This window comes from Prauserella muralis, assembly GCF_003202285.1.
In the GTDB taxonomy this organism is placed as follows: domain Bacteria; phylum Actinomycetota; class Actinomycetes; order Mycobacteriales; family Pseudonocardiaceae; genus Prauserella_B; species Prauserella_B muralis.
This window is the reverse complement of the sequence record NZ_MASW01000007.1, coordinates 1,034,274-1,051,470: the sequence shown is the minus strand read 5'-3', so window position 1 is coordinate 1,051,470 and position 17,197 is coordinate 1,034,274. Positions and strand designations below refer to the sequence as shown.

The 17,197-nt window shown below is 72.0% G+C and carries 14 protein-coding genes; 6 read left to right on the top strand and 8 right to left on the bottom strand.

Annotated features, from left to right (window positions below; translation table 11 throughout):
* Window positions 1-53 precede the first annotated feature (53 nt).
* From BAY60_RS34610 to BAY60_RS34600, 3 genes are all read left to right on the top strand, one after another.
* On the top strand, window positions 54-1,226 hold the full coding sequence (locus BAY60_RS34610; RefSeq protein ID WP_211330152.1) for an IS30 family transposase: 1,173 nt from the start codon (window positions 54-56) through the stop codon (window positions 1,224-1,226).
* Window positions 1,227-1,305: 79 nt separating this feature from the next.
* Complete coding sequence (locus BAY60_RS34605; protein ID WP_112285557.1) at window positions 1,306-2,250, top strand: trypsin-like serine peptidase; 945 nt, start codon at window positions 1,306-1,308, stop codon at window positions 2,248-2,250.
* A gap of 126 nt (window positions 2,251-2,376) precedes the next feature.
* Complete coding sequence (locus BAY60_RS34600; protein ID WP_112285556.1) at window positions 2,377-3,780, top strand: class II 3-deoxy-7-phosphoheptulonate synthase; 1,404 nt, start codon at window positions 2,377-2,379, stop codon at window positions 3,778-3,780.
* A 6-nt stretch (window positions 3,781-3,786) separates the two neighbouring features.
* On the opposite strand, the gene BAY60_RS34595 is transcribed toward BAY60_RS34600, so the two are convergent.
* Together BAY60_RS34595 and BAY60_RS34590 are read right to left on the bottom strand one after the other, a co-directional pair.
* Complete coding sequence (locus tag BAY60_RS34595; RefSeq protein ID WP_112285555.1) at window positions 3,787-5,106, bottom strand: wax ester/triacylglycerol synthase family O-acyltransferase; 1,320 nt, start codon at window positions 5,104-5,106, stop codon at window positions 3,787-3,789.
* Between the two features lie 358 nt (window positions 5,107-5,464).
* Window positions 5,465-7,441 (bottom strand): Stk1 family PASTA domain-containing Ser/Thr kinase, encoded by a 1,977-nt coding sequence (locus BAY60_RS34590; protein WP_112285554.1) that lies wholly within the window; start codon window positions 7,439-7,441, stop codon window positions 5,465-5,467.
* Between the two features lie 109 nt (window positions 7,442-7,550).
* Here BAY60_RS34590 and BAY60_RS34585 point away from each other — a divergent pair, with 109 nt between their 5' ends.
* Together BAY60_RS34585 and BAY60_RS34580 are read left to right on the top strand one after the other, a co-directional pair.
* A complete protein-coding gene (locus BAY60_RS34585; RefSeq protein WP_112285553.1) occupies window positions 7,551-7,919 on the top strand; it encodes an Rv2175c family DNA-binding protein in 369 nt (122 codons plus the stop codon).
* Window positions 7,920-8,016: 97 nt separating this feature from the next.
* Entirely contained in the window at window positions 8,017-8,661 is a 645-nt protein-coding gene (locus BAY60_RS34580) for a hypothetical protein (RefSeq protein WP_112285552.1), read from the top strand.
* 565 nt (window positions 8,662-9,226) lie between these two features.
* Here BAY60_RS34580 and BAY60_RS34575 read toward each other — a convergent pair.
* Complete coding sequence (locus tag BAY60_RS34575; protein ID WP_112285551.1) at window positions 9,227-9,586, bottom strand: winged helix-turn-helix transcriptional regulator; 360 nt, start codon at window positions 9,584-9,586, stop codon at window positions 9,227-9,229.
* Between the two features lie 79 nt (window positions 9,587-9,665).
* Here BAY60_RS34575 and BAY60_RS34570 point away from each other — a divergent pair, with 79 nt between their 5' ends.
* Window positions 9,666-10,076: a RidA family protein gene (locus BAY60_RS34570; RefSeq protein WP_112285550.1), complete on the top strand. Its 411-nt coding sequence runs from the start codon at window positions 9,666-9,668 to the stop codon at window positions 10,074-10,076.
* 123 nt (window positions 10,077-10,199) lie between these two features.
* Here BAY60_RS34570 and bdeA read toward each other — a convergent pair whose 3' ends face one another.
* The 5 genes from bdeA to crtI all read right to left on the bottom strand — a co-directional run bounded on the left by bdeA (window position 10,200) and on the right by crtI (window position 17,113).
* Window positions 10,200-11,090: a bis(hydroxyethyl) terephthalate hydrolase gene (bdeA, locus tag BAY60_RS34565; RefSeq protein WP_112285549.1), complete on the bottom strand. Its 891-nt coding sequence runs from the start codon at window positions 11,088-11,090 to the stop codon at window positions 10,200-10,202.
* Window positions 11,091-11,179: 89 nt separating this feature from the next.
* Window positions 11,180-13,945: a helix-turn-helix transcriptional regulator gene (locus BAY60_RS34560; protein WP_112285548.1), complete on the bottom strand. Its 2,766-nt coding sequence runs from the start codon at window positions 13,943-13,945 to the stop codon at window positions 11,180-11,182.
* Window positions 13,946-13,981: 36 nt separating this feature from the next.
* Window positions 13,982-14,767 (bottom strand): LLM class F420-dependent oxidoreductase, encoded by a 786-nt coding sequence (locus BAY60_RS34555; RefSeq protein ID WP_112285547.1) that lies wholly within the window; start codon window positions 14,765-14,767, stop codon window positions 13,982-13,984.
* Window positions 14,764-15,645: a phytoene/squalene synthase family protein gene (locus BAY60_RS34550; RefSeq protein ID WP_112285546.1), complete on the bottom strand. Its 882-nt coding sequence runs from the start codon at window positions 15,643-15,645 to the stop codon at window positions 14,764-14,766. The genes BAY60_RS34555 and BAY60_RS34550 overlap by 4 nt, the downstream gene beginning before the upstream one ends.
* Window positions 15,632-17,113: a phytoene desaturase family protein gene (gene crtI / locus BAY60_RS34545; RefSeq protein WP_112285545.1), complete on the bottom strand. Its 1,482-nt coding sequence runs from the start codon at window positions 17,111-17,113 to the stop codon at window positions 15,632-15,634. The genes BAY60_RS34550 and crtI overlap by 14 nt, the downstream gene beginning before the upstream one ends.
* Window positions 17,114-17,197 lie beyond the last annotated feature (84 nt).

Sequence of the window (17,197 nt, the reverse complement as noted above, 5' to 3'; positions counted from 1 at the left end):
CCGTGGGTTCGAGCATTCGTCGCAACACCCTCTGTTAGAAGGATCGGGTGGATATGGGACGACCGGGGCGGAAGCGACGGCTGGCACTGGAGGACGAGTACTGGAAGTTGATGGCGTCTGGGGTGGGCACGGTGGAGGCGTGTCGGCGTCTGGGGATCGCTCGGACGACCGGCTACTACTGGCGGTCGCATCGCGGCGGGCTGGCGCGGACCGTGCGCGCGGAGGACTCGCGGTCAGGCCGGTATCTGTCGCTGCTGGAGCGGGAGCGCATCGCCGTGCTGCGCGGACAGGGATGCAGCATGCGGGAGATCGCGCGCCGGCTCGGGCGGGCGCCGTCGACGATCTCACGCGAGCTGGGCCGCAACATGCGCGACGGGGACAACGACGTCTACCAGGCCGGTCTCGCGCACGCACGCGCCCGGGAGCAGGCGCGGCGCCAACGTCGCAGCATCTTCGCCCGCGATGAACAGCTGCGCGCGGTCGTGCAGGACAAGCTGCGACTGCAGTGGAGCCCGGAACAGATCGCGGCCTGGCTGAAGACCGAGCACCCCGCCCGGCCGGACTGGCATGTCTGTCACGAGACCATTTATCAGGGCCTGTACTTCGGCGGGAGCCGCGGCCTGACCAGGCAGTTGGCGCGCAACCTCCGTACTGGTCGCGGCCTGCGACTTCGCCGCCGCAGGCCGCAGAGCCGGCGGCCACGGTTCAGCGCGCACGCACGAACGATCGACGAGCGGCCCACCGTCGTGCTCGCCCGTCAGCGGGTCGGCGACTTCGAAGGCGACCTCATCCTCGGCCGCCACGGCCAGTCCGCGATCGGAACCCTGGTCGACCGCACCACCCGCTACCTGCGACTGGTGCACGTCCCCGAGCAGCGCCGGGGTGAAGACTTCGCCGCTGCCCTCGCGAGCGCGGTCGAGGATCTACCCCGGATCGCACGGCGCACCCTGACCTGGGACCAGGGCGCGGAAATGGCGCGCCACGACCTCCTTGCCGAGCTCTTCGACGAAGGCGTCTACTTCGCCTACCCCGGAAGCCCCTGGCAACGCGGCACCAACGAGAACACCAACGGCCTGCTGCGCCAGTACTTCCCGAAACGCGCGAACCTCCGCGACTACAGCATCAGCGACCTGCGCCGGGTGGAACACCTCCTCAACAACCGACCCCGGAAGATCCTCAGCTGGGCCACCCCCGCAGCAGCCTTCGCCGCTCAACTGACAAGATGATCAAACAACGTTGCGACGATCAGCAGAATCTACCAGTCGGTTAATCACTGTCGATTGACCCCGGGCGGAGGGCGGCGTCATGAGGCGAGGATGGTTCCGGTCGATCGCGGTGCTGGCGGCGGGTGTCGCCGCGGCGGCACTGTCGACTCCCGCGATGGCCGAGCAGGCCGGGGTCGCGGTGCACACGGCGGAGCGCGGTGCGGCCGCGGTCACCGACTACTGGACCGCCGACCGGATGCGCGCGGCGACCCCGCTCGACCGGCTGCTGGCCGCGCCCGGCCAGGTGCTCGGGGAGGTGGCCCGCGGCCTGCCCGAGGTGTTGCCGCCGGTGGGCCCGCAGGCGTCACCGTCGACGGGTGAGCCGTGGACGGGCGGTGGCGAGGTCGCCGAGACGGCGGGCCGGGTGTTCTTCACCTTCAACGGCAACCCGGCCTCCTGCAGCGGCAACGCGGTGACGAGCGGCAACCGCAGCGTCGTCATCACCGCGGGGCACTGCGTGAAGTACCAGGGCAGCTGGCACACCGACTGGATCTTCGTGCCGGGTTACGACGACGGCGCGGCGCCGTACGGCGAGTGGGTGGCGCGGCAGACGCTGACCACGCCGCAGTGGGAGGCGAGCGAGGACCTCAACTACGACGTCGGCGCCGCGGTCGTGGAACCGCTGAACGGCGCGCACCTCACCGACGTCGTCGGCGGGCAGGGCATCGCCTTCAACCAGCAGCGCGGCCAGGACATGTACGCCTTCGGCTACCCGGCCGCCGACCCGTACGACGGCAGCGAGCTGATCCACTGCGCGGGCGGCACGTTCACCGATCCGTTCACCACCGACGACCACGCGATGCGCTGCGACATGACCGGCGGATCCAGCGGCGGCCCGTGGTTCCTCGGCTTCGACGAGGCCACCGGCACGGGCGTGCAGGCGTCGGTGAACAGCTTCGGGTACACGTTCCTGCCCGGCTACATGTTCGGCCCGTACTTCGGCTCGGAGGCACAGGCGCTCTACGAGCAGGCAGCGAGCGCCTGAAGCTCCCCAATGCCACATTTGTTCCACTCAACGGAGCGAATGCGGCATTCGCTCCATCCAGTGGAGCGAATGCCGCATTGGGGAGCTTGGGACGGAGCCGCCCGAGGTGCGCGGTGAGTGCTTCGTATGCTGGGTGCCGTGAACTGGACTGTGGACGTCCCCATCGACACCCTGCCCTCGCTGCCGCCGCTGCCCGGTGACCTGCGGGCCCGGCTGGACGACGCGCTGTCGCGGCCTGCCGCGCAGCAGCCGGAGTGGCCGGACGCGGACGCCGTGGCCCGGGTACGCGCGGTGCTGGAGAGTGTGCCGCCGATCACCATGCCCGCCGAAATCGACCGGCTGCGCGACCGGCTGGCGATGGTCGCCCGCGGTGAGGCGTTCCTGCTCCAGGGCGGCGACTGCGCGGAGACGTTCGAGTCCAACACCGAGCCGCACATCCGCGCCAACCTGCGCACGCTGCTGCAGATGGCCGTGGTGCTCACCTACGGCGCGAGCCTTCCGGTGGTCAAGGTCGGCCGCATCGCGGGCCAGTACGCCAAGCCCCGCTCCAGCTCCACCGATGCCCTCGGCCTGCCGGTGTACCGCGGCGACATCGTCAACTCGCTGGTCGCCGAGCCGGAGCTGCGGGTGCCCGACCCCGGCAGGCTGATCCGCGCCTACGCCAACTCCGGCGCCGCGATGAACCTGATCCGCGCGCTCACCGGGGCCGGGATGGCCGACCTGGCCCAGGTGCACGACTGGAACAAGGACTTCGTGCGCACCTCGCCCGCCGGCGAGCGCTACGAGGCGCTGGCCTCCGAGATCGACCGCGGCCTGCGCTTCATCTCCGCGTGCGGCGTGTCCGACAGCTCGCTGCACTCCACGGAGATCTTCGCCAGCCACGAGGCCCTGCTGCTGGACTACGAACGCGCGATGCTGCGCCTGGACAACCCCGGCGCCGCCGACGCCAAGCTCTACAACCTGTCCTCGCACTTCCTGTGGATCGGGGAGCGCACCCGCCAGCTGGACGGCGCCCACATCGCGTTCGCCGAGATCATGGCCAACCCGATCGGGCTGAAGATCGGCCCCACGACGACGCCCGAGCAGGCCGTCGAGTACGTCGAGCGCCTCGACCCGCGCAACGAGCCGGGCAGGCTGACGCTGATCGCGCGCATGGGCAACGGCAAGGTGCGCGAGGTGCTGCCAGGGATCGTGGAGAAGGTCGAGAGCTCGGGGCACAAGGTCATCTGGCAGTGCGACCCGATGCACGGCAACACCCACGAGTCCTCCAACGGGTACAAGACGCGGCACTTCGACCGGATCGTGGACGAGGTGCAGGGCTTCTTCGAGGTCCATCACCGGCTGGGCACCTACCCCGGCGGCATCCACGTGGAGCTGACCGGCGAGGACGTCACCGAGTGCCTCGGCGGCGCCCAGGACATCTCCGACCTCGACCTGTCCGGCCGCTACGAGACCGCCTGCGACCCGCGGCTGAACACCCAGCAGTCGCTGGAGCTGGCGTTCCTCGTCGCGGAGATGCTGCGCGCCTGAGGGTTCTCAGCCGCAGCGCTGGTACAGCGCCGAGAGCGACTTGGTGACCGCGTCCGACAGCGAGCCCACGTCGGGCACCGCGTCGCCGTTGGCCTGCAGGCCGACGTGCAGGGTGTTGCGGTAGGTCGACACCGCGATCCCCACCGCCTGGTGCGGGGCGAGCGGCACGAACGGGTACACCTCGCGCAGGCGTGCGCCGTCCAGCGACAGCGGCAGCCCCGGCAGCGGCACGTTGGTGACCACCGTGTCGAACAGCAGCGGCGCCGCCTTGCCCGCCATCCGGGTGGCCAGGCGGTGCACGCTGCCCGGAAGGCGGTTGGCCAGCAGCGGCAGGGCGCCTGCTCCGCGCGAGGGACCTGCCTGCTTGTTGCGTTCCATCGCCCGCCGCACCGCCTTGAGCCGCTCGATCGGGTCGTCCAGCTCGACGGGCAGGTCGCACAGATAGCCGGAGAGCACGTTCCCGCTGGAGCGCTCGGTGTCGCGACCCCGCAGGCTCACCGGGATGAGCGCGCGCAGCGGCCGCGCGTCGGCCCGCTGACCCCGGTTGATCATCCAGTCGCGCAGCGCGCCCGCGAGCACCGCGAGGACGACGTCGTTGTTGGTGCCGCCGTGCGTCCTGCGGATGTGCCGGACCTCGGCGAGGTCCATCCGCACGAAGCCCACCCGCCTGCTGGTGGAGTTCACCGTCGCCGTCGGCGAGATCGGATACGGCCTCGCGGCGCGCAGCACGTCCCTGGCGATGCCCGCCGAGGTCGCGGCCTGCCCGATGGCCGACGTGGCGGTCTCCAGCAGCGCGTCGATCGGCGACCGCGGCCGCGGCAGCGGCGACCCGTTCCCGCGTTGTGCGGGCACGGTGGCGTCGTCCAGCAACCCGAATCCGACTTCGACAGCGCCGGTGCCGTCCGTCAGCGCGTGGTGGAACTTCAGCAGGATGGCGAACTCGTCCCCGGGCAGCCCCGTCACCAGTTGAAGATTCCACAAAGGACCCTCGACGTCGAGCGGCTCGGCGATCCAGTGCGAGGCGAACTCGGCGAGGGGATCGGGCCCGTAGAGGTCGGAGAGCCGGTGCACGCGGATGTGGCCTGCCGCGTCGAAGCCGGGATCCTCCTCCCACTGCGCGCCGCCCAGGAGGGGCCAGCCGGAGCGAACTCGCTGGCGCAGCTTGGGAATCGCCTCCGCGCGGTGAGCCAGCAGGGTCACCAGCCGGGCCGGATCGACCCGCTTGCGGGGGCGGAACGTCGCCACCGCGCCCATGTGCATGGGCGTCGTCTCGTCCTCCAGGCAGAGGAAGGCAATGTCCAACGCGCTGAGCCGGTCCGCTGGCATCGGCGATCTCCCCCGGAATGTGATGTCGGTACGTCGGTAGCCGTGTCAGGTGCGAATTCACGTGCGCGACGCGTGTCGGCGTCGCCGGGGCCGCTGCCTTGCTCGCAACGACCTCCCTATTTCACCAGCCGCACATGACGTGTGCGTGGTCGGGGTGTTACCGACCCGCTAAGCCTGTGCTCGCCGCGAGGGCAGGGCTGTCGTCCTGAGGCAGGCGTTGCGCGCACCGAATCTACGGCGGTTTTCACCGGATTGTCGAGGGGCCGCGCACCAAACCAGCCGATACGGCGGAATTCTCCTCGATCAGGAAAGTTCGACCCGAATGGTGCTCGTATTTTCCGGTGTGTGAACGGGTGGATCAGGGCACGACGTTCAGATTGATGGTCGTACCTTTCTGCACGAGAGTGCCGGGATCCGGATCCTGGTCCAGCACGAAGGCGAACCGGCCACGCCGATCCTCGGCGTTGGAGGTCAGTCCCGCGTCGGCGAGGATCTGCAGGGCCTCGTCGATCTGCCTGCCGAGCACCGAAGGCACCTCGACGGCGTTCGACACGTAAACGCCCACCCGCTTGGCGTCGGTCAGCGTCGCGCCCTCCGCCGGATCGGTGCGGGTCACGTGCCCTGCCGGGACGTCGGCGGCGAATTCCTCACCTGCGTCGAACGGCTCGAACCCGGCCTCGCGCAGCTTCTGGAAGGCCTCGTCGCGGCTCAGTCCCCGCACCGAAGGCACCGGCGTCGGCGGCGGCCCCTTGGACACGACGATCGTCACGGCGTCGCCGATGTTGGCCTGGTTCCCTGGCTTCGGGCTCACGGTCACGACGGCGCCCTCGGGCACGTCGGCGCTGTACTGGTCGGCGCCCGCGTCACGGCGCGGCTGGAGTTGCACGGCACGGATCGCCTGCTCGGCCTGCGCCACGGTGGAGCCGGGCGTGATGTCGGGCACCACGGGCCTGCCCAGCGACAGCACCACGGTGACCTCGTCACCGGCGAGCGCGCGCGAACCGCTCTCCGGATCGCTCCTGATCACCGTGCCGCTCGGCGCCGTGTTGTGCCGCTCCTCGGTGAAGCTGGGGACGAGCTCGGCCCGGCGGAGCACCTGCTCGGCCTGCGTGCGGTCGAGGCCGGTGACCTGCGGCACGTCCACGTAGCGGCCCCCGGTGAACCACCACACACCCGCGCCGATGCCGCCCGCGAGCAGCAGTCCCACCACCAGCCACAACGCCACCCACCGGCGGCGGCGTGGCTGCGGGGCGTCGGCGGCGGCCATCGGTTCGGCGGGCGGGGGAGGCTGCTCGGCCACGAGGGGTCCGCGCGGCAGCGCCTGCGTGCCCCGCGGGCCGCCCGCGGGCACCTGCGAGGTCACCGCGCGCATGGCGGGCACCGTCTTCTCGGCGTCGGTGATCTCGGTCGCGGCGTCGGCTGGCCCCGCCGGTACCGGCACGGGCGCGCGCGGGATGCCGAGCTGGCTGCGCACCTCGGCCAGTTCGGCCAGGAAGGCACCAGCGTCGGCCGGACGCGCGTCCGGATCGCGCCGGGTCGCGCGCAACACCAGGTCGTCGAGCGCGGGCGGCAGATCGGCCCTGGCCTCGCTTGGCCGGGGAACGTCGTCGTTGACGTGCCGGTAGGCCACCGAAATGGCCGTGTCGGCGGTGTAGGGCACGTGGCCGGTGAGCATCTCGTAGAGCAGGATGCCCGCCGAGTAGACGTCGCCGCGTTCGCTCGCGGCACCGGTGGTGACCTGCTCCGGCGACAGGTAGGCCACCGTGCCGAGAATGACGCTGGCGCTGGTCGTTCCCGCGCTCGCGACGGCGCGCACGAGGCCGAAGTCGCCGACCTTCACCACGCCGGAGCCGAGCGCGCCGCCACCCCGGCCGATGAGCACGTTCTCCGGTTTGACGTCGCGGTGCACCAGCCCCTCGGTGTGCGCGGCGGCCAGCGCGGACAGCACCTGCTCGGCGATCGTCAGCGCCAGCGGGAGGTCGAGCGCGCCACGCTGGTCCAGCAGGTCGCGCAGGGTGCCCCCGTCCACCAGTTCCATGACGAGGAAGGCACGCCGCTCGTCCGGCCCTCCCGCGGTGTCGAAGCCCTGGTCGTGCACGGCGACCACGTGCGGGTGGTGCAGCCTTGCCGCCGAGCGGGCCTCCCGCTCGAAGCGGTCGACGAACGTGCGGTCGTCGGCGAACCGCGAGTCCATGATCTTGATGGCGACCGGGCGGTCCAGGCGCGTGTCGACGCCGCGGTACACCGACGACATCCCGCCGCGGGCGAGCAGCCGGTCGACGCGATACCGCCGGTCGAGCAGCGAACCGACAAGGCTGGGCTCCGTGCCTGTCACAGCGTCCGATCCTACGGTCGGTGGCGTCGGCTCCACGTCCGGTGCCCCCGCTTTACTCCATCTGATTGGTCCTGCGCCGAAACGCCCTGATTGTGGCAAGGTAGTACGCGTGAGTGCGATCCCTATCGCTGACGACGTGCTCGATGCCGGAGTGCCCGTGCTCCCGATCGCGGAGGTGGCGGGCGTGCTCGGGCAGTCGGTGAACAAGGTGCGGCAAATGCTGCGGGACGGCCAGCTCATCGCCGTCCGGCGGGATGGTGAGCTCATGGTTCCCGCCGACTTCCTTGGCAAGGACGGAGTGATCAAGGGCCTTGCCGGAACCATCACGGTGCTCGCGGACGCCGGCTTCAACCGCACGGAGATGCTGCGCTGGCTGTTCTCCGAGGACGAGTCGCTACCCGGCGTGACCCCGATCAACGCCCTGCGGACCAGCCACGGCACCGAGGTCAAACGGCGCGCGCAGGCCATGGCCTTCTAGATGCGTGGTGCCGGGGGTTCGTCGCCACCATCCGCCCCACGCTGGGCGTGGCCCGCTCGCCGCTGTACCGGGCACTCGGCGCCGAGCAGGTGAGCGCGTGACCCTGAACGGGGCCGCACCAGCGGGTGAGCAGTTGGGCCGCAAGTTCGAGGCGGCGTGGCAGGTGTTCAGCACGACGTGTGCCGAGTTCCTGGCGCAGGAGGCGAGCTACCAGGCCTGGTTTGCGCACTATGTGATCAGCCAGTTCGGCATCGATCGGGTAGCCAGGGAGGCGATCGTGCACATTCGCCACATGCCCGAGGGGCCGTGGCGCAACCTGCTCGGCGTCTCCGAGGCGCGGCTGGACATCGTGGTCAGCCGCGCGCCGGGCGTGCGGGCGGTCCATTACGCCAACCAGCACTACAAGGCCGCCGACGGCACCGGGTTGTCGGCGCTGTCCGACCTGGCCGTGATCAGCGAGCTGAAGGTGTCGTTCACGCAAGCGGGCGGGCTCGGCCACAGCGAGGTCGTGCAGGACGCGGCGAAGCTGGCGTTCTTGCTCCAGGAGCACCGTCGCGCCAATCCGGAGGCGCCGCAGCCGCTGGCGTACCTGTGCGTGCTCGACAACCACCCGCGCCAGAAGTACCGCTTCGACACGCTGCGGGAGCGGATGGTGGCGCTGGAGATCCCGGACACGGTGCGGCTGCTGCACGCCACGGCCGACCCGCGCCCGGCGCTGGACGACGCCGGTGAACCGACGTGACGCGGAGGAGCTGATCATGCGGACCGGCGGACCGGCGAGGCTCGGGCCGCCAGTGCCCGCGCGGGCGGGTGTGGCCGCATCAGGACAGCCGGGGTTTCGTCACTGGCAAGGGGCGCGTGTTCCACAGCAACGAGAGCTGCCAGGGCTACCGGACCGCGATGACCTGACTGGCCGAGAGGCGGAACCCCGCAGCCACGCGAGTGGATGACTGCCGTCCAGGCGCGTCACCCCGACGGCGAGCCCTCCTGGAACGACCGGACGCGGCTTCGCGTGCCCGAGCCGTATACGCCGTCCACGGTGAGCGCACCCAGCTTCCGCTGGAGCGCCTTCACGCCATCGCCACGGCGCCGTAGCTCAGGTAGGTGCTCTAGCAGTTCGCGGCAGGAGCGGAGGCGACGACGATCACGAACGTGGCCGCGGCCACGGCGATGGCTGCGGACAACGCCGTCAGCGCACGGACGCCAAGGGTGCTGGACATGGTGACCTTTCTCGGCGTTGTCTCTGCGTCCGGAAACGCTGGACCGGCGCGGTCGCCGGGTGTGCCGGTCGTTCGCCCCACAACCGGCTACGCGTGGTCGTCGAAGCGTGCGCGGGCGCGTTCGACGGCAGGCAGTGTGACGGTGGTCCAGTGCAGGAGTGCGTCGATGAGTTCCTGCAGGGACCTGCCGAGCTGCGTGATGCGGTACTCGACGGCGACGGGACGTGTGCTCGTGACGATGCGTTCGACCATTCCGTTGCGTTCCAGGCGCCGCAGTGCGGCCGTGAGCGATTTCTGTGTCACGACCGGGATCACCCGCCGAAGATCGTTGAAGCGCAACGGTCGCTCGCACAGGGCGTCGAGGACCTGCAGCGACCACTTGTCGAGGACTTGGTCGAGCAGTTCGCGGTGTTGCTCGGTGAGTTTCGGGCTGCCGGTTTCCTGCATGACACCTAGTCTCGTTGAAGTTCCCTTCGGATACCAGATAGACATTGGATACCTAGTCCGACAGGAGGGAACCAGATCCATGGCAGTGCAGCTGCTGACCCCGGAGGGCATGTTCGCCCCCGTTCCGTACCACCACGTCTCGATCAGCACGGGTGCGCGCCAGGTGCACGTGGCCGGCCAGATCGCGCGCGATGCCGAGGGGAACCCGGTGGCGACCGGTGATCTCACCGGGCAGGTGGCGCACGCGTTGCGCAACACGGCGCGCGGCCTGGCCGGGGCCGGAGCGAGCTTCGCCGACGTCGTACGCCTCCGGTTCTTCGTCACGAACTGGAGCCCGGACAAGTACGACGACTTCATCGCGGGTATCGAACGCGTCACCGACGAGCTCGGCATCCCGCGGCCCCTGCCGCCCTTGTCGGCGATCGGCGTGGACTACCTGTTCGAGCCCGACGTGCTCGTCGAGGTCGAGGCGTACGCCGTGCTCGACTGAGGCGCTGCACACCAGGCACTGGAGCCAGCAGCGGGGGTGATCCTGGGGCGAACCCGCCGTACGGCGCGGTGCGCGACCCGCGAAACGCGTGGCCGCGCACCACCGCCGTGGTGGCGAGACGGATCAGGGGGAGTACGGGCAGGTCTCGCGGTACTCCGAGATCTCCCTGTCGTCCGGCGCCGGGCAGAGGAACTGCGCGTACCGGGTGTCGTTGTCGATGAACAGCTTCAGCCACGAGATGCTGTACTTGGCGATGGTCGTGTTGGACACGTTCGGCGCGAAGTGCGACGCGTTGTCCAGCTCCAGGTAAGCCTTGTCCAGTGTGGACGGAAGGCTCGCGTAGAACGGTTCCGAGTGCGACGACACCGGGGCCACGCTGTCGTTCTCGGCGCCGACGACCAGCGTGGGCACGCGCACGCTCGAGAAGTTCTTGCGCAGGTTCCAGCCGGTGAGCGGGATGGCGGCCTGCAGGCCCGGCCGGTCGTCGGCGGCCTCGAGGGAGCCGCCCCCGCCCATCGAGTGGCCCATCACGCCGAGCCGCTGCCCGTCGATCCGGTCGCGGACCGAGCTGCGCTGCACCAGGTAGTCGAGTGCGGCGAGCAGCTGGTCGCCGCGGCTGGCCGGCTGGTCGTAGCGCGAGTTCGTGTCGATCGTGAACACGACGAACCCCTGCGACGCCAGCCGGGGTCCGTACCAGCTCATGCTCGACTGGTCGGCCGTGTAGCCGGGCGCGATGGCCACGGCGCCGAACGTGCCCTGGCTCGTGTCGGTGGGGTAGTAGATCGTGCCACCACCGAAGCCACTGACCAGCGACGACACCCTCGTCTCTGCGACGCTGAACGGACCACGCGGGGCTTCGATGCTCTGCTCGGTCGGATCGGGCCCGCGCTGGTACGGGTTGTCCTGTGCGGCGGCCACCTGCGTTCCGGTGAGCCCGCCGGTCAGTGCCAGCGTGGCCACGACGACGCCGAGCGCGCGTCTCCACCTCGGGGAACGGGGATTGCGGAGAACCACGATGTCGACTCCTTTCCTGCTGTCGGGGACAGGCGTCGATTCTTGCCATGACGCTCGCACCCGGCATCGGTGAAATCACCAGCGCCAGCTCAGCGGTACAGCTTGACCAGCTGCACCCGGGAGCGGATGCCCAGCTTGGCGAAGATGTTGCGCAGGTGGTGGTCGACGGTGCGGTGGCTGATGTAGAGGCGCTCCGCGATCTCCCGGTTGGTGGCGCCCTCGGCGACGAGCCCGGCGATCTGCTCCTGCTGCGGGGTCAGCTCGCCTTTCGCCGGAGCGGCTCCGCCGTGCCCCGGATGCCCGCAGGCCCTCAGCTCGGCCTGTGCCCGCCGTGACCAGTGCGCGGCGCCGAGCTCGCCGAAGATCTGCGCCGCCTCCCGCAGCACCTCCCGTGCCTGCCGCGGTCTGCGGCCCCGGCGCAGCCGCGCGCCGTGGAGCAGCTGGGTGTGGGCGAGGTCGTGCACCGCGCCTGCCGTGCGATGCAGCTCGATCGCCTCCCCGAAACGAGCGCCGGCCTCACCCTCGTCGGCGGCGAGCAGCGCGTGACAGCGGGCCACGAGCGCCTGACGGGCGGCGCCGCCCGTGGCCAGTGCCCAGCGCTCGAAGGCCGCGAGCGTGCGGCCCGCCACCTCGCGCCGGTCGCAGCGCACCGCGGCCTCGACGAGCGTCGGTGCGGCCATCACCCGGATCGGGGAGTACTGCCAGGGCTCACCGCTGACCGTGCGGCGGAACCGGCCGAGCGCGTCGGCAGGCCGGTCGTCGGCGAGGTCGGCACAGGCCGTTGCCCACGCCCCGAGCGCGCCCGGCCTGCCGAGGCCGCGCTCGGTGAGCCCGGACGCCGCGGCGTCCAGGCGCAGCAGTGCCGTGTCCCCGTCGCCCTGCAGCGCGGCCTGCAGCGCCAGGATCGTCAGGTGGTCGACCGCGCAGTTCGGCTGGCCCAGTGCCTCCGCGAGCCGCAGCCCCTCCAGCGACGTGCTCACCGCCGTGCCGTGCTGCCCGGTGAGCAGTGCGGCGAGCGAGGCGTACACGAGCGCCCACGGCACCTGGGCCGGGTTGCCCCGCGCCCTGGCGTCGGCCACCGCCCGCAGGGCGAGCCTGCCCGCCGCGGCCGCGTCGCCGAGGGTGTAGGCGGCCTGGCTGGCGAGGATCTTCGCCGCCGGGTCGGCGGCCTGGTCCCCGAGCCGCAGCACGGCCCGCAACGGCCCCGCCGCCTCGGCGTGCCTGCCGCTGAACGTCGCGGCCATCGCCGCGAAATGCTCGACCACCAGCCGCGTCTCGGCCCGGTCCGCGGCAGGACGCAGCAGTTCCGCGTCGCGGGCGGTGGCGCAGTAGCGCCGCTCGTCTCCGGCGACGAAGCTGGCCTCGCCCGCCAGCATCAGGGTCGCCGCGGCCAGGTCCTGCTCGCCCGCCGCGAGCCGGTGCGCGGTGGCCAGCAGCCCGGTCGCGGCCAGGGCCGGATTGCCGCTGCGCAGCTCGATCTCCCCTTCGAGCAGCCCGGCGAGTCCGGCCAGCGAGCCACCCGCCAGCGGCGCGGCCTCCCGCAGCGCGGCGCGTGCCCTGCGGGGCCGCCCGGCCACCCAGTGGTCGGTCGCCGCCGACACCAGCCGCAGCGCCCTGCGCTCGCCGTCGGCGGTGAGCGCGGCGGCGCGCTCGAAGGCGTCGGCGGCGTCGGGGTGGTTGCGGGCCTGCCGGGCCGCCTCGGCCACGGCGTCCAGCTCACCGGCAAGCCGGGGTGCGGGGGCCTCCACGGTCGCGGCGCGGTGCCAGGTCCAGCGGAACCGATCGGTGACGGGGTCGGCGGCCTCGGCGAGCAACCGGTGTGCCCGGTGCCGTTCCGGTCGGGGTACGGCGGCCAGCACGGCGCAGGAGGGCAGGCAGGCGGGCAGCCGGACGGCGATGTCGCCGGTGACCGTCACGAGGCCCGCGTCCACGGCCTCGTCGAGCGCGGTCGTCGCGGGCAGGACGCGGCCGGTGACGGTCAGGTCGAGCCGGTCGTCGACGGCCGCCAGCACCACGAGCAGGCGGGCCTCGGGTGTCCGCGCAGCCAGCCTGCGGCTCACCGCGCGGGCCAGGCGCCCGTCCGGTGACAGGCCGCGCGGCGGGGGCGCGAGGCCGCTCAGCGCGGCGGGGCTGACGGCGGCGGCGAGCTCGGTGAGGGCGAGCGGGTTGCCGCGCGCGAGGGTGAGCAGCGCGTCGGAGACCGCCGGCGGGGGCTGGTCACCGAGCCGGTCGGCGAGCACCTGCCGCGCCGCGTCGTCCCCGAGCGGGCCGAGCCGCACGGACGGCAGCTCGGCGAGCAGCTCCGCCGAGTGCGCCGCCACGCCTGGATCGGCGCCGAACAGCAGCGCCAGCCTGGTACCGCGGAGCCGCCGGGCGCAGAACACGAGCGCGGCCAGCGACTCGGGGTCGAGGTCGTGGGCGGCCTCGACCCGGCACACGGTGGGCCCGTCGGCGGCCGCCTCGGTCAGCAGCGCGGACACGGCGGCGGGCAGGGCGGCGGGTGGTCCGCACCACGGCCGTAGCGCCCACACCGTGTCCAGCGGTTCCCGCTGAGTGGAACCGAGCCGGGCTGCGAGGCCGCGCAGGGGCGCGAGCAGCTGGTGCAGACCGGCGAACGGCAACCCGGTCTCGGAGGGCGCCCCGCGTGCCGCCAGCACCCGCAGGCCTGCGCCGGTGGCGAGCGCGGCCTCCAGCACGGCGGTGACGCCCGAGCCCGGTGCCCCGCACACGGCCAGCGCCGCGCCCGATCCGCTCACCGCCCGGTCCAGCAGGCCGGTCAGCGCCGCGAGCTCGTCGGTCCGTCCGCGCACCGGGAACCGGCGCGCGGGCGGTGCGCAGGCGTCGTCGGCGGCCATGCCGCCCAGTCTCGCGGGTTCCGCCGTGCCGGGGAATCAGCCGTTGCGGGAATCCCGCCAGGCGATCCACTTGCGGAGGCCGCTCAGATCGTAGTCCGGCCCGCCCACACCGACGGTGAACAGCGTGATGCCCAGGTCGTGCAGCTTGTCGCCGGACTCCTCCGGATCCCCCTGCACGCCCACCGACCGCTCGATCTCGGCCGGGTCGCGGCCGATGTCGGCGCAGTGCTGGTCGAGGATCCGCAGCTTGCGCTCGGCCACCTCGACGTCACCGAAGCCGTGCCAGATGTCGGCGTGCCTGGCCACGAGGCGCAGCGTCTTCTTCTCGCCGCCGCCACCGATGAGCACGGGGATCCTGCGCGTCGGCTGCGGGTTGAGCTTGGCCAGCCTGCTCTCGATGCGGGGCAGCGACTCGGCGAGGTCGTTCAGCCTGCCGCCCGCGGTGCCGAACTCGTAGCCGTACTCGGCGTAGTCCTTCTCGAACCAGCCGGAGCCGATGCCCAGGATGAGCCTGCCGTCGCTGATGTGGTCGACGGTGCGGGCCATGTCGGCGAGCAACTCCGGATTGCGGTAGCTGTTGCACGTCACCAGCGCACCGATCTCCACGCGCGACGTGGACTCCGCCCAGGCGCCGAGCATGGTCCAGCACTCGAAGTGCTTGCCATCGGGATCGCCGTAGAGCGGGTAGAAGTGGTCCCAGTTGAACACGATGTCCACACCGAGCTCCTCGGCCTCGGAGGCCGTGCGGCGGATCGTGGCGTAGTCGGCGTGCTGCGGCTGGAGTTGCAGTCCGATGCGGATCGGCCGGTTGGCAGTCGTCATACCGCCAGCCTAGTGAGCAAGGCGCGAGCCGCCACCGGTAAGCGGCGCCGGTTGGGCACGACCACGCGGCGGTGCAGCACGGCGTAGTCGGCGGCGACGATCTCGTCGAGGATGGCCGAGTAGAGCGTGTACGCGGTGCGCACACACGGCCGGGACTGCTTGCGCAGCAACGTGATCCCGGGCGCGGCTCTGCGGTAGACGGCGCGGGTGTGCGCGACGAGCGCGGCCAACGCGGCGCGGATCCGGCGGTCGGTCCGGCCGGTGCGCCACGCCCACTCGAGCAGCCCGCGGTCGACCCCGAACGCCGCGAGCTCCGAGGTCGGCAGGTACAGCCGGTCCCTGCCGAGGTCCTCGCCGACGTCGCGCAGGAAGTTGGTCAGCTGGAACGCCTCGCCCAGCGCCGCGGCGTACGGCGCGGCCTGCTCGCGAGGGCACACGGTGCCCAGCACGGGCAGCATCTGCAGCCCGATGACCGACGCCGAGCCGTAGGTGTAGGTGTGCAGGTCCGCGAACGTCGCGTACTCGCGCACGTGCAGGTCCATCCGCATCGAGCGCAGGAACGCCTCGAACAGCGAGCGGTCGAGGCCATAACGCCGTACGGTGTCGGCCAGTGCCCGCTCCACCGGCCCGGCGGCCGGCTCACCCGCGAAGACGGCGTCCAGCACCCGGTCGTAGCCCGCGAGCGCGGCCGCCGGGTCGCACCCGGGTGACGGGTTGTCCACGACCTCGTCCACCGAACGCGCGAAGGCGTACAAGGCGTGGGTGGCGGGCCGGGCGTCGGCGGGCAGCAGCCGGGTGGCCAGAAAGTACGTCCGGCCGTGCCGCGCGTTGATCCGGCGGCACGTCCCGTACGCGGCGGACAGCTCACCGCGCGCCATGCACGATCCTCTCGGCGGCGAGCCTGCCCGAGATCAGCACCGGCGGGATGCCCACACCCGGCGTGGTCCCGCAGCCCGCGAGCACCACGTTGCCTGCCCCGCGCACCAGGTTGGCTGGCCGGAACGGGCCGGTCTGGGCGAACGTGTGCGCCAGCGAGAAGGGCGTCCCCGCGGCCAGCCCGCGCTCGGCCCAGCCTGCGGGCGTCACCAGCTCGCCCAGCTCCAGCGTGTCGGCGAGACCGGTCAGTCCCCGGCGTTCCAGGGTGCGCAGCAGCTCGTCGCGGTAGGCGGGGCCGACCCTGCGCCAGTCGATGCGCCCGGTGTGCAGGTTCGGCGCGGGGGCCAGCACCGAGATGACCTGCCTGCCCGGTGGCGCGAGACCGGGGTCGGTGGCGGTCGGTCTCGTCACCAGCAGCGAAGGGTCGGACATGAGCGAGCCCTGCCGGATGATCTCGGCGAACGTCCGTTCCCAGTGGTCGCCGAAGAAGATCGTGTGGTGGTCCAGCTGTGGCCACGAACGCGGACTGCGCGCGTGCAGCACCACGGCCGACGGCGAGAACCGCAGGGGAAGCGGGCGGCGCGGCCGGACGCCGAGCAGGCGGTAGGCGGTGGTCAGTTCGGTGGCGAGCACCACGGCGTCACAGGGGATGCGTTCGCCGTCGTGCGTGCGCACGGCCCGCACGCGCGAGCCGACCCGCTCCAGCCACGCGGCGGACGTGCCGAACCGCACCGACGCCCCCGCCTGCTCCGCGGCGCCGGCCATGGCCCTGCCCAGTCCGGCCATCCCGCCGAGGGGGTAGTAGACGCCGCCGACCGTGTCCATGTAGGAGATGACACCGTATGCGCCGATGGCGCGCAGCGGATCGAGCCCGGCGTAGAGGGACTGGAACGAGAACAGCCTGCGCAGGCGCTCGTCGCGCAGGAACCGGCCGATCCTCGGTCCGAGCCTGCCGAAGCCGCCGAGCGCGGCGAGCCGGACCAGCTCGGGACGGGCCAGGTCGAGCGGGGAGTCGAAGTTGGCGCCGATGAAGTGGTCGCGCTGCACGGTGTAGAGCTCGGTGAGCCACCGGCGCAGTCGCCGGTACCCGGCCGCCTCGCGCGGCCCGGCCACGGCGCGGACCTCGGCCTCCATCGCCTCGGCGCCGGTGTGCAGGTGGATGGTGCTGCCGTCGGCGAACTGCGCGCGGTAGGCCGGATCGAGCGGCACGAGCGTGAGCCGGTCCCGCGTCCGCTCGCCGACGGCGGCGAACGCCTCGTCGAGCAGCCCGGGCATGGTCAGCACGCTCGCCCCGGTATCGACGGTGTAGCCGTTCTCGGTGAACCCGCCCGCGCGCCCGCCGGGCCGGGGCTCACGCTCCAGCACCGTCACCTGCCTGCCCGCGCCGAGCAGGTGCAGCGCCGCCGAGAGCCCGGCGAGTCCCGCGCCCACCACGACGACCCGGTCGGTGCTGCCCAGGACCGTGCGCATTCCGCCCCTCCCCTCACCTCACCTCATCTGCCCGCGAGTCCTGCGTTCAAACCCGCGAGTCCTGCGCCCGGGCCCGCGAGTTCT

Excerpts from the sequence above, each read along its gene's own strand:
- BAY60_RS34610 (WP_211330152.1), top strand. The coding sequence starts at position 54 with ATGGGACGACCGGGGCGGAAGCGACGGCTGGCACTGGAGGACGAGTAC.
- BAY60_RS34605 (WP_112285557.1), top strand. The coding sequence starts at position 1,306 with ATGAGGCGAGGATGGTTCCGGTCGATCGCGGTGCTGGCGGCGGGTGTC.
- BAY60_RS34600 (WP_112285556.1), top strand. The coding sequence starts at position 2,377 with ATGCTGGGTGCCGTGAACTGGACTGTGGACGTCCCCATCGACACCCTG.
- BAY60_RS34595 (WP_112285555.1), bottom strand. The coding sequence starts at position 5,106 with ATGCCAGCGGACCGGCTCAGCGCGTTGGACATTGCCTTCCTCTGCCTG.
- BAY60_RS34575 (WP_112285551.1), bottom strand. The coding sequence starts at position 9,586 with ATGCAGGAAACCGGCAGCCCGAAACTCACCGAGCAACACCGCGAACTG.
- BAY60_RS34570 (WP_112285550.1), top strand. The coding sequence starts at position 9,666 with ATGGCAGTGCAGCTGCTGACCCCGGAGGGCATGTTCGCCCCCGTTCCG.
- BAY60_RS34560 (WP_112285548.1), bottom strand. The coding sequence starts at position 13,945 with ATGGCCGCCGACGACGCCTGCGCACCGCCCGCGCGCCGGTTCCCGGTG.
- BAY60_RS34555 (WP_112285547.1), bottom strand. The coding sequence starts at position 14,767 with ATGACGACTGCCAACCGGCCGATCCGCATCGGACTGCAACTCCAGCCG.
- BAY60_RS34550 (WP_112285546.1), bottom strand. The coding sequence starts at position 15,645 with ATGGCGCGCGGTGAGCTGTCCGCCGCGTACGGGACGTGCCGCCGGATC.
- crtI (WP_112285545.1), bottom strand. The coding sequence starts at position 17,113 with ATGCGCACGGTCCTGGGCAGCACCGACCGGGTCGTCGTGGTGGGCGCG.